The organism is Occallatibacter sp., from assembly GCF_049802275.1.
Taxonomy (GTDB): Bacteria; Acidobacteriota; Terriglobia; order Terriglobales; family Acidobacteriaceae; genus Telmatobacter.
Map to the genome: position 1 here is coordinate 1 of NZ_JBARMD010000248.1, position 11026 is coordinate 11026.

Annotated in this window: 11 protein-coding genes; 7 read left to right on the forward strand and 4 right to left on the reverse strand. The window is 58.3% G+C overall.

Going from position 1 to position 11026, the window contains the following annotated elements; translation table 11 throughout:
• The first annotated feature begins 42 nt into the window (after nucleotides 1–42).
• The 3 genes from WA354_RS08570 to WA354_RS08580 all read left to right on the forward strand — a co-directional run bounded on the left by WA354_RS08570 (nucleotide 43) and on the right by WA354_RS08580 (nucleotide 2876).
• Nucleotides 43–1203 carry a PHP domain-containing protein gene (locus WA354_RS08570; RefSeq protein ID WP_472812588.1) on the forward strand — a complete coding sequence of 387 codons (1161 nt, stop codon included), beginning with the start codon at nucleotides 43–45 and terminating at the stop codon, nucleotides 1201–1203.
• 16 nt (nucleotides 1204–1219) lie between these two features.
• Nucleotides 1220–2413, forward strand: coding sequence for a glycosyltransferase (locus tag WA354_RS08575; protein ID WP_472812589.1), 1194 nt, complete (start codon nucleotides 1220–1222; stop codon nucleotides 2411–2413).
• Nucleotides 2414–2549: 136 nt separating this feature from the next.
• Nucleotides 2550–2876 (forward strand): hypothetical protein, encoded by a 327-nt coding sequence (locus tag WA354_RS08580; RefSeq protein ID WP_472812590.1) that lies wholly within the window; start codon nucleotides 2550–2552, stop codon nucleotides 2874–2876.
• A 9-nt stretch (nucleotides 2877–2885) separates the two neighbouring features.
• On the opposite strand, the gene WA354_RS08585 is transcribed toward WA354_RS08580, so the two are convergent.
• From WA354_RS08585 to thiL, 3 genes are all read right to left on the reverse strand, one after another.
• Complete coding sequence (locus WA354_RS08585) at nucleotides 2886–3455, reverse strand: hypothetical protein (RefSeq protein WP_472812591.1); 570 nt, start codon at nucleotides 3453–3455, stop codon at nucleotides 2886–2888.
• Between the two features lie 101 nt (nucleotides 3456–3556).
• Nucleotides 3557–5110: a glutamate--tRNA ligase gene (gene gltX, locus WA354_RS08590; protein ID WP_472812592.1), complete on the reverse strand. Its 1554-nt coding sequence runs from the start codon at nucleotides 5108–5110 to the stop codon at nucleotides 3557–3559.
• A 54-nt stretch (nucleotides 5111–5164) separates the two neighbouring features.
• Nucleotides 5165–6202, reverse strand: coding sequence for a thiamine-phosphate kinase (gene thiL, locus WA354_RS08595; RefSeq protein WP_472812593.1), 1038 nt, complete (start codon nucleotides 6200–6202; stop codon nucleotides 5165–5167).
• Nucleotides 6203–6482: 280 nt separating this feature from the next.
• Here thiL and WA354_RS08600 point away from each other — a divergent pair, with 280 nt between their 5' ends.
• Complete coding sequence (locus WA354_RS08600) at nucleotides 6483–7454, forward strand: M23 family metallopeptidase (protein WP_472812598.1); 972 nt, start codon at nucleotides 6483–6485, stop codon at nucleotides 7452–7454.
• Between the two features lie 90 nt (nucleotides 7455–7544).
• Here WA354_RS08600 and WA354_RS08605 read toward each other — a convergent pair whose 3' ends face one another.
• Nucleotides 7545–8411 carry a hypothetical protein gene (locus WA354_RS08605; protein ID WP_472812594.1) on the reverse strand — a complete coding sequence of 289 codons (867 nt, stop codon included), beginning with the start codon at nucleotides 8409–8411 and terminating at the stop codon, nucleotides 7545–7547.
• Nucleotides 8412–8540: 129 nt separating this feature from the next.
• Between WA354_RS08605 and WA354_RS08610 the strand changes: the two genes are divergently transcribed.
• The 3 genes from WA354_RS08610 to WA354_RS08620 all read left to right on the forward strand — a co-directional run.
• Nucleotides 8541–9671: a glycoside hydrolase family 5 protein gene (locus WA354_RS08610; protein ID WP_472812595.1), complete on the forward strand. Its 1131-nt coding sequence runs from the start codon at nucleotides 8541–8543 to the stop codon at nucleotides 9669–9671.
• A gap of 30 nt (nucleotides 9672–9701) precedes the next feature.
• Nucleotides 9702–9968 carry a putative signal transducing protein gene (locus tag WA354_RS08615; RefSeq protein WP_472812596.1) on the forward strand — a complete coding sequence of 89 codons (267 nt, stop codon included), beginning with the start codon at nucleotides 9702–9704 and terminating at the stop codon, nucleotides 9966–9968.
• 559 nt (nucleotides 9969–10527) lie between these two features.
• A partial coding sequence (locus tag WA354_RS08620) for a sulfatase-like hydrolase/transferase (protein WP_472812597.1) occupies nucleotides 10528–11026 on the forward strand: 499 nt, incomplete at its 3' end.

The following is an 11026-nucleotide window of genomic DNA, read 5'->3' on the forward strand; positions in this document are numbered from 1 at the left end:
GATTGTAAGAATCCGGAGCAAGTTCGCGAATGAGGAGGAGAAATGGCCAGCCTGACCGTTTCGTACCTGTGGCGCGACCAGAAAGCACACCAGGGGTTCCGTACCGGCGTTTCGCTCCACAGCCATACCAACCAATCCAAAGAGACGCTGGATTTTCTAGCGAATCTAGGCAGCAGATATGCCGCGATTCGTCCAATACTGACGCGCCTTGAGAGTCGAGCAAAAGAGAAGTTCGGCATTCGTGTGGACTACGCGACGAGTTACTGGACGCCGCCCATGACTCCCAAACTCGCGTTTGATCTCGAGAGCGGGCAGATTGAAAAACTCGATCTGCACGCCATGGTTTCCATCACCGACCACGACAACATTCAGGCCCCCATGCTGCTGCGCACCGTTCCCAGCGCCCGCCGCATTCCTGTCTCTGTCGAGTGGAGCGTGCCCTACGGCGGTGTGCAGGACTTTCATCTCGGCGTTCACAACCTTCCCTCAGGCCGCGCCAGGCAATGGATGCGTACGCTGGCTGCCTTTACCGCCAACCCCAGCGAGCCGCGACTCAGGGAAATCCTTGTCGCCCTGCATGACGAGCCCAACGTCCTCGTCGTCTTCAACCATCCCATGTGGGACCTCTTCCTTGTGGGGCAGGAGAAACACAGATTTCTAGTCAACGAGTTCCTGCAAAAGTACGGCGCCTGGCTGCATGCTCTCGAACTGAATGGGTTGCGCAACTGGGAAGAGAATCGCGCGGTGCGCAGCCTGGCACAGCAATGGAACATGCTCCTGATCAGCGGCGGCGATCGCCACGGCGTCGAACCAAACGCCAACATCAACCTGACCAATGCCGCAAGCTTCACTGAGTTCGTGCACGAGATCCGCCGCGAGCGCCGCAGCAACGTGCTCTTCATGCCGCAGTATGCCCAGCCCTGGAAACACCGCCTGCTGCAATCGACTCTCGATGCCATCCGCGACTACCCTGATTTCCCGCAAGGATCGCGGACGTGGGACGAACGTGCCTATCACCCCGACGCCAACGGAGTGATGCGCCCGCTGAGTGAGATATGGCCGAAAGGCCGTCCGCCATTTTCAATCTACTGGGCCATCAAGGCTGTGCAGATGCTGGGCAACGCGCCGGTGTCCGGTGGACTGCGCATAGCGTGGAGCGACGAGGGCCAGCGGCGTCTCGCGCTCGGCGAACAGGAGGGCTGAACCTGCGTACGCATCCATGAACGCACCGCCGAGAGTTGCATACCTCCCCGATTCCTTCCATGAGATAAACGGGGTTGCCCACACCAGCCGCCATTTTGAAGCCTTCGCGCATCGGCATGATCTGCCCTTTCTCTGCGTACGCGCCGGACATCGGCCACAGGCACTCGAAAAAGCCGGCAATGTCTGGACCCTGGAGCTCCCGCGGGTTTCTCTTTCCATTCCACTCGAAAAAGACCTGAGCTTTGACCCAACGTATGTGCGCCATCTGCCCGTCATCGATGAAGCTCTGGAACAGTTCAATCCCGATCTCATCCACATCACCGGCCCCAGCGAAATCGGAATGCTCGGCGTTGCTATCGCGCGCCACTACAATTTGCCGTTGGCGGCAAGCTGGCACACCAATGTGCACGAGTACCTGGCGCGCCGTACCGATCGCTTGCTGCGATTTCTCCCCAGGGCCCATTCCACCGCAGCATGCCACACCATCGAAGACCTTACACTTGCCGTTGCATCCGGTTTCTATTCCAACGCCGACATCCTCTTCGCGCCGAATCCGGAACTCTGCCAGATTCTCGCGCACGCGACCGCGCGTCCTTGCCACCTGATGCCGCGTGGCGTGGATTCTGCTCTCTTCGATCCCCAAAAGCGGAACAGGAGCGGAAACAATTGTGATTTCGTTTTAGGCTACGTGGGCCGCCTCTCAGTGGAGAAAAACGTAGTGCACCTCGCGCAGGTGCAGCAAGATCTGGAGAGAGCCGGCTGTCATAACTACCGCTTTCTGATCGTCGGCCACGGAGCCCAGGAATCGTGGCTGCGCGAACGGCTGCCGCGGGCGGAGTTTGCGGGCGTGCTGAAGGGCGAAGCGCTCGCGACGGCATATGCGAACATGGACCTCTTCGTCTTTCCGTCGCATACCGACACCTTCGGCAACGTCGTCCTCGAGGCGCTGGCGAGCGGTGTTCCCGCTATCGTCACTCCCGATGGTGGCCCGTGCACTATAGTTCGCGACAATGTAACCGGCCGCATCGTGACTGATGCCGAATTCTCTTCAGCAATCGCCGCCATCGTCGACGACCCAATCCGACATCGCGAGATGCGAAGGGCCGCGCGCAATTATGCGCTCACAGCAAGTTGGGATTCCGTCTTCGAAGGCGTGTATGCCGCCTACGAATCCATCCGCGCTAAATCGCAGATTCCACATTGCCACTAGCATTCTGATTACCCCACTGCAGCACAATTCGGTTTTCTTATGAAAATCAGAACCAACCGCTGGTGAAGGAATCGGCTCTCACTGAAGGGGCATACACCCCGGCAGGGAGCGCACATTGAGATCACTTGTCATTTTGATGATCGAGGAAGAACAGCCCGAAGGGCTTTCGGCGCGAAAGCTCGTCGTAGAGACGGTCAAGCACAATGTACTAACCGCCTATAACGCCAAAGATGGGGTCGATTTGCTGAAGCGGTTCCCCAATGTAGATGCCGTTCTGGTGCATTCGGGCCAGCTCTCAAGGTCGCCAAATCTTCTCGGCGTAGTAAAGGAACTCTGCCCGGGCAAGCCGATTATTCTTGCCAGTCCCTTTGCAGAAGAGTCCAGGCCAGAAGCGGCCTTCGTCGTCGACAGCCATAAGCCCCCCGAGTTGCTTAAACTGCTGGGCGAAGATTTACAGATTTAGGCGTTCCTATTACTTCGTAAGTAAAACGCCGCTCTTCAAATTCAATGCGAACGGTGTCTCTTTGTCGGTCATCATATTCCAGCCGCGACCGCGCAGCACCGCACCCTCAATTGCGGTGATGGCCACGCCTTCATCTGAGAGCTTCACCGTCTCCCATGCTTCGCCATTCACGCCCCAGGCCACGATCGAGCGATTTCCGACAAATAGAAGCAGGTCACGATCCACGACAGGTTGCACCTGGAGCACCGGCCGATACGGCAGCATGGTGAAGTTCTCTGGAGCGGCGGTATCGACGATGTAGGCATAGCCGCCGGAGATTGCACATATCTCCCGCGGATTTGGCGCTGACCAGATTCCCGTCGGAACCACGGGATCTCGGAATCCCAACGCACATGTTGCGAGGAAGGGCGAAGAGCCAGGATCATCGGGGCGCACCAGCACTTCAAGAGCACCGCGCTCGATCTCTTCCACTTCGCGGGGATAGACGAAATGGCGCGCAGGCAAAATCACCGGACGTTCTGGAAGAATCTCCACCTGCCAGGTGTGAGGGAAGGTTAGTTCGAATGTCGGAGCGCTCATTCCATCGCCCCATAATCGTCCCGCAGCCAATCGCCGCTACCAGGATGTATCACGATTGCCAGGCCCGTGTCTCCGATCCAGAAGTTACCCTTCACTTGAGCTCAAACTCCGACGAACGCGTCCAGCCGCTGGCGGACATTGGGGATGCCAAGGTTCAGTTCGGCCGCCCCCTGCTCAATCAGCGGAATGAGCTTGTCGAATTCCGGTCCGGTGGGTGTGCCGGTCAGGGCAATTCGTACGGGATCGGAAAGCTCCTTGTCGGACACTCTGGTCGCTGTCTTCACCTCGTTCATCCACGTGGCGAAGTCGGAAGCCGAAACGGGACCGATGTGAGAACGCACGTGGTTTGCAAGCTCGTTCAATACCAACTGCGATGATTCGGCTTCGAGGATGACAGCATTTTCCTGAACGGCCCGCGCGAGATTCGGGTCCATGTGAAAGATGAAGGCGGCCTTCGCCGGTATCTCGTCAAGGTGACTGATGGAGGGAATAAACAAGGAGATTACCTGGAAAAACCACACCAGCACCGCGGGAGAGGCCTCTTCTTTTTCCGGCAGCAATCCTCCAAAGTAGTCCCAGCAGAGCGCTGCGAGTCGCGCAGGGGACACCAGTTTCATGTAGTGCCGGTTCAACGAGTTCAGCTTCTCATAGTCGAAGATTGCCGGGCCCGTCGTGAACCGCTCTAGCGTGAACGCTTCGACGAGCTGGGTCGGAGTGAATAATTCGGTTTTCCCATCTTCGGCAGCCCAGCCAAGCAGAGCCAGGTAATTCACCAACGCCTCAGGCAGGTAGCCCATTTCGCGAAAGCTCGACATGGCCGTTGCGCCATGCCGCTTTGACAGCCGTTCGCTGTCCGCGCCCAGAATCGTGGAAAGATGCACGAACGTCGGCACCGGCCAGCCGAAGGCTTCATAGACTGCCACTTGCTTCGGAGTGTTTGCGATGTGATCGTCGCCGCGAATCACATGGGTGATTCCCATCAGCGCATCGTCGATCGTTACAACGTAGTTGTAGACGGGGATACCAGGGCTCGCTCCGGCAGTACCGCCCCGTGCTGAGCGCACCAGGATCGGATCACCCACGGTCTCGGCGGCAACTTCCAGGTCGCCGCGCACGATGTCGTGAAAGCGTATCGGGTGGTCCGGGGCCTTCAATCGTATGCAGTAGACCCTTCCCCTCAGCAGACTCTCTCTCGTCTCCTGCTTGTTGAGATTGCGGCACTTTCCGCTGTAGACCTGCGCCCGATTTTCCGCGATGGCCTGCCTGCGCTCCTCTTCCAGCTCTTCCGGTGAACAAAAGCAGCGGTAAGCCTTGCCTTCCGCCAGCAACTGCGCCGTGTGTGTGGAATAGATTTCAAGTCGCTTCGATTGGCGATAAGGACCGAGTTCCCCCTTTTCTCCAGGATCGTTTTCGTTCGGCCCCTCATCCCAGTCCAGGCCAAGCCAGAGAAGATCTTCGATCAGTTGTCTCTCGTAGCTTGATTTCGACCGTTCGAGGTCTGTGTCCTCGATGCGCACGATGAGTTTGCCACCGGTTCGCCTGGCGTATAGCCAGTTAAAGAGGGCCGTTCGCGCGTTCCCGACATGCAGAAGGCCGGTGGGGGAAGGCGCAAAGCGCACACGTACTGATCCGTTCTCCATATCACCTTCGATCATAATCGCTATCTCGCGGAAAGTTAGTGATTATAAAGACTCCTGCCTGCACAACCGTTACGAGAAATGCTCCCACCCTCCGCGCCGCAGGGGACGACGGCCCGAAGCACCAACCAGGCTGATGTAGGGCTGTCCAGCGCGTCTCCTGATGATTTCGCCAATCCTTGACACGGAAACACCTGCAATTCGGCGCGGGATCGACGTGTCCGGCCGAGCCGTGAAAAGCAATTCGTAGTCTTCGCCGCCGTGCAGTGCCTGGTCGAGCATCGCCCCATCGTAAATCGGCAACGCCGTGGCATCGATTACGGCGGAAATTCCCGACTCCGCGCACAGGTGGCCGAGGTCCGTTGAAAGGCCATCGCTTAAATCGATTGCTGCCGTTGCTGCCCCGCGCTGTCGTAACCAGATCCCTTGCGCGATACGCGGCTGCGGCCACAGGTGCGCTCGGAGTTGACCCGTGCCCTTGTCCGAGCTACGTGCATTCGAGAACTTCCGGCCCGAGCCTTTTCGCAGCAGTTCCAACCCCGCTGCCGCCCCGCCAAGAGCACCCGTTACCCAGACCACATCGCCCGCCTGTACGCCTGAACGAAGCAGAGCCTTCCCTCGCGGCACGGACCCCAGCAGCACAACGTCCGCCACCGCCACCGTTGACTGTGCAAGGTCACCCCCGGCCAGGGGCGTTTGGTATTGGTCGGCAAGCGCGAGGAACCCATCCAGAAAGCTGTCTACCCAGGCTCTACGCCGTCCGTGCGCACGGGTCAATTCTTTCGGTAAGCCCAAGGAAAGAAAGGCCGCCAGCGGTCGAGCACCCATCGCGGCGATATCGCTGAGTCCGCGCGCCAGGGCACGATGCCCCACTGATTCAGGGGCGTGCCAAGCCAGCCGAAAATGCCTTTCTGCGATTGATAAATCAGTAGTTACGACGAGTTCTTCGCCGGGTTTCAGCCGCAGAATCGCGCAGTCATCGCCGATTCCCAGGCGTAGTTCATCCTTGGCTGAACCTCTTGCCCTTTGGCGAATGCGGTTCAGCAGGGCCAACTCGCCCTGGCCGCCACCCAGGCCCCCCGGGATCAACTCGCTTTGCTTGTCGCGCATCTTATTGAGAATAGGGCAAGCCGCAAAGATGTGCGGATCAAGTCGTTACTTAAGGGCAGCAGGAAGGTAGACCTAAATCGAATCTGGAGCGGGTTTTTCCGCCTCAATTCATTGACCCCGCGCGGGAACGGCTGTTAGCCTTTAATGACGTTCAACGACAGGCGCTCTTCCAGGGGCGTACAAGGTTAGGCGGGGCTCCCCAGCTCCCGCATTTATTGGTATTTACTGGCTACGCGGCAAGTAGCACCTTGCAATTTGTTGATGTGAAAGCAGGACCATGCTGCGAAAACGCTATTACATTCTTTTTGTTGCCAGAGATGAAGACGGTCGCGTGAAGAAGATTCCGCTTCCTCTCCAATACGTGTACGGATTTGTTGCTGCGGCGCTGGTAGGTGCATTCACCATCGTTGGCCTGGCCGGGTCCTATACACGCATGCTGCTCAAAACCGAGCGCTTCAACCAGGTAAGAGAAGACAACCAGAATCTGCGCAAGGACTACAAGCAGCTTGCCCAGGTGGCACACGATCGCGGTGTGCAAGTGGCCTCTCTGGGGGCGCTGGCCAGCGAAGTGACCGCGCTCTACGGCTTGCGCCAGCACAAGGTAATTCCTGCGAAGCCATCGGCTGCCGTCGCTGCGGCGAATCCCACGCCCGCCACTCTTGCGGTCAGAGACGACGTCACTGCGCAGGACGTGAAGATGACATTCGAGCAGTTCAATGCGTTGCGCGACCAGGCAATGTCGGGCCGGATGACGCGTGCTCTTGAAGGCGGTCTCGCTCCAGGATTCGCAGGCGACTGGACGCAGTATGCCGATGCTCCCTCGATCTGGCCCGTCGAAGGCCGCATTGGATCGAGCTTCGGCCAGCGTGAGGATCCCATCAACGGTGAAGGCGCGTTCCATCCCGGTATCGATATCGAAGCGCCGTACGGAACCGCGGTGCGCGCTGCCGGAGACGGCGATGTGACAGGCGAGAACATGGGCTCCGGATACGGCCGCCAGGTGGTGCTCGATCACGGCCACGATCTCCTTACACTCTACGGACATCTCTCTGCGGTTGCCGTTATGCCGGGCCAGCATGTCACGCGCGGGCAAGTCATCGGATACGTCGGCCAATCGGGCCGCGCCACCGGTCCGCACCTGCACTACGAAGTGCGCATCCACAAGGTCCCCGTCAATCCGCACAAATACCTGCGCACCACCTACGAACAGGCCGTCGCCAACAACACCTCTACGAATGTGGCCAGCAAATAGCGGAATCTTGATCTGAACTGAGAGCGGCTCCCGATGGGAGCCGCTCTTTACTTTGCAGTTTCGATCATGCCCCGCACCTGGTCCGGCGAATCAGGTCGCCGGATTCACGCGGCAGCTATCCAGTTTGAGGTTGAACGTGCCCGTTCCCACGACTTCCACGTTCAGTCTCGATGGAATCGGGAAGTCTCCTATGGTCTGGTAGTAGATCTCCACGTCCATCTCCCGTACCTCAGTGGCAGAGGTATTTGCCGGCCCGACGTGAGCGACAAAACGGCTCACCAGAAGGCCGTCGTCAGTGGAATCGTACGAAGGCGTGAGATCGATCATCTTCCCGCCCGTCACAATTCTGAACTCCTTCAGGACCATCTCGTTCGAGAAGACTTCCATGACTATCGCGTCGGGTTGCTTTAAGAGCAGGATGGGACCCGATGGGGAATGGCGAATCTCGATGCCCTTTGAATCTGGCGGCACGATGGATCCGTCGACAAACGGCGTCCAGAATTGCATGAAGCCCATCAGCGTCTCTTCAATGGCTTTGTGCATCTGGCCGAGCATATCTGCAGAGGCCTTATCCAACGGCTTGCTGCTATTTGAAGGCTGAACCCACTCGACCGCCGAACCACCATTCATCCGCGCATGGAGGTTGATCGCCACACTCTTCAGCAGCAACACGTTTTCGCCACTCTCGGTTACGGTGGTGTCGGTTTCAGAGCTTTGAATCAACCTCAGCCAGTCAGGATGAACACTGCAATCAAATCCGGTCAGGCCCGCTGATTTGGCGGAGTAGTAAAGCTTCGCCGCACCTGCCAGCAGAACGTCATTGTCGTTGCCCCGCGAGCCGTGCTCGCTCTGAGTGCCCGTAGAGTCCGGGGAGGAAGGGGCCGGTTGCTGCGCCCACGCCGACGCGCACACAACCGGCAGAAACACAAGAACGGCGGCGCGAAGGAACTGTCGCATGAAAGGTTTCTCCACGTGCAGGATTTCAGCCATTGTGCGCGCTTGAGTTACGAGGGGCAAGCACGAGCCGGGCATAGTATCGTTACCTATTGGATTTCAAAACACTCACCCAGGGAGATGAATGTGTCGTTGCGTTCTCGTTTGCTGTTTGCCTTGTTTTTTGCCGCCACGGTATGTGTTCCCTCATTCTCACAGGACCGCGCTGCTGAATTAAAGACCGCCTTTGCCCGCGCACAGCATCTGCGTCACGGCGTCAACGCTTCGGAGTGGTTTGCGCAAACCAGCAACTACTCTGCTCAACAAACCAACAGCTACACCGACGACGCCGACATCGCGCTGATGGCGCAGCTCGGCTTTGACAACGTGCGGCTCAGCATTGACGCCGCCCCGCTTACGCGAAGCTTCTTCAGCAGGGACGATTCAAACTTCATTGGTCGGCTTGATCACGCCATCGACCAGATGGTCGCCAAAGGCATGGCCGTGCAGATCGATATCCATCCCGAGAGCGATTACAAAAAGCGTGTCAGCAGCACCAGTGACGGCGTCGACCGCTTCGTGATGCTCTGGCGCAAGCTGGCCGCGCACTATGCCGACCGCAATCCCGACCTCATTTTTTACGAGATCATGAACGAGCCCGAAGAGCGGGACCCGTATCGCTGGGCGGGAGTGCAGGCGCGCGCAGCGGCGGCCATTCGCGAAGTAGCTCCGAAAAACACCATCATCGCCACGGGGCCGAACTGGTCCTCTATCGCTGACCTGCTCACCCAGCAGCCCCTGCCCGACGGCAATGTCATTTACAACTTCCATTTCTATGAGCCGCATGAGTTCACGCACCAGGGCGCGGGCTGGGGCGGCACGTGGTGGATCTACACCCACGACATTCCCTATCCCGCCAGCGAAGACAGCATGGCGAAGTCACTCGCCGAGGTTCCTGATGCTGCCAACCGCTACACGCTCGAACACTACTGGCTCGACCACTGGGACGCTCACCGCATCCGTTTGCAGATCGATGCGGCCGCCGCGTGGGGCAAGGAAAACAACGTTCCGCTCATCTGCAATGAATTTGGCGCCTATCGCCGCGTCACCGAACCCGCGTCGCGCATGAACTGGATTCGCGATGTGCGTACTGCGCTTGAGGCTGACGGCATCGGCTGGACAATGTGGGACTATCGCGGCGGCTTCGGCGTGGTGTGGAAGGAAGACGGTCAGCCCGCGAAAGTAGATCCGGCAGTAGTGGAGGCTCTGGGGCTGAAGAAGTAGCGTAGTGCCTGGGAGCAAAGGTGGTGTGCGATGGCAAAGCCGGATCCGAAGCTGGAGATCGTAACGGTGTTCGAGAGCGATGATCTGATCGCGTTTGAACTCGCCAAATCGGTGCTCGACGAGGCTGGTGTTGAGTATGTTGTACGCGAGGACCCGCCCGCCGGGTTCGGATTCAGCCCGATCCTGAACCCAATGCGCAGAATCCTGATGCCCGCCTATCGCAAGGATGAGGCGTTGGAGCTGATTGCAGGCGCTCAGGGAGATCTGGAATCGGACGATAACCCGGAGCTAGAATGACTGGCGGGAAGTGGAGTCGGCGACTCGTGATCGATGAAAATTGACGAACAGCAGGTTCATTGCTGACTGGGACTACTCACTGACCTACCATCGTGACATTTGCTGAGTCTTCGTGGCGGGATAACCGCTTTTATTGTGCGCCGGAGACACGAAATTTGAGGCGTCTCTACCGGCAGCAATAAACGGAGGAAGAGAATTTATCACGCGATGCACAAGGCCTGGCATCCGCCCTCACCATTGAGTCGCAGAATCTTCCCCCTCTAACCAAACACAAGTATCTGTCAGTTTTACCAGTAGTCTGACAATCTCCCGATCTCATATAAGCGGTTTCAATGGTGTTGGGCGGGATCCTGCAATCCGAGGAGGTTGCTCGCATCCAGGGTCAGTCCAAATCCAGTCCCTAAGTTTGAATCAATCTGCGCCTTCCCTTTGAGTTGACGACGGCCCCGCACAAGGAGCCGTGCCGTCCGCGGCGATTCGCGGTCAGAACTAATCGATCAGGAGAAGATGATGACGCGCCTATTCACTCAAGGACCAAATGGCCTGCTGGGGGTGACCCGTGGCTAACCAGTCAGAGGCTCAAAGCAACGCGCTCAACGGAGCTTCATCCACGAATCGTAAGGTCTTGCCTGTCCCCGAGCCGCAGTATCCACCTATCACCGAGCTTGATGTGCAGAATGCGACTCCTCCGCCCCGGTTCCAGGTGAAGGCGCCGAAAGGCGCACCCAACGTGGTAGTCATCCTTCTCGATAACTTCGGCTTCGGAGACTCGTCTACATTCGGCGGCCCTATCGACATGCCAACGTTGGAACGACTGGCCGAGGACGGGCTTCGCTACAACAACTTCAAGGTGCCCCCACTATGTTCGCCCAGCCGCATGGCCTTGCTCACCGGGCGCAACAGCCATAGCACAAACTTCGGCGTGATCTCGGAAATTGCCACCGCTTTTCCGGGGTATACCGCGATGCGTCCCGCCAGCGTGACGATGCTGCCCGAGATCTTAAGGCTCAACGGTTTCAGCACCGCCATGTTTGGCAAATGCCACGAACTGGGGCCAT

Excerpts from the sequence above, each read along its gene's own strand:
- gltX (WP_472812592.1), bottom strand. The coding sequence starts at position 5,110 with ATGATCGAAGGTGATATGGAGAACGGATCAGTACGTGTGCGCTTTGCG.
- WA354_RS08615 (WP_472812596.1), top strand. The coding sequence starts at position 9,702 with ATGGCAAAGCCGGATCCGAAGCTGGAGATCGTAACGGTGTTCGAGAGC.
- WA354_RS08585 (WP_472812591.1), bottom strand. The coding sequence starts at position 3,455 with ATGAGCGCTCCGACATTCGAACTAACCTTCCCTCACACCTGGCAGGTG.
- WA354_RS08570 (WP_472812588.1), top strand. The coding sequence starts at position 43 with ATGGCCAGCCTGACCGTTTCGTACCTGTGGCGCGACCAGAAAGCACAC.
- WA354_RS08605 (WP_472812594.1), bottom strand. The coding sequence starts at position 8,411 with ATGCGACAGTTCCTTCGCGCCGCCGTTCTTGTGTTTCTGCCGGTTGTG.
- WA354_RS08580 (WP_472812590.1), top strand. The coding sequence starts at position 2,550 with ATGATCGAGGAAGAACAGCCCGAAGGGCTTTCGGCGCGAAAGCTCGTC.
- thiL (WP_472812593.1), bottom strand. The coding sequence starts at position 6,202 with ATGCGCGACAAGCAAAGCGAGTTGATCCCGGGGGGCCTGGGTGGCGGC.
- WA354_RS08575 (WP_472812589.1), top strand. The coding sequence starts at position 1,220 with ATGAACGCACCGCCGAGAGTTGCATACCTCCCCGATTCCTTCCATGAG.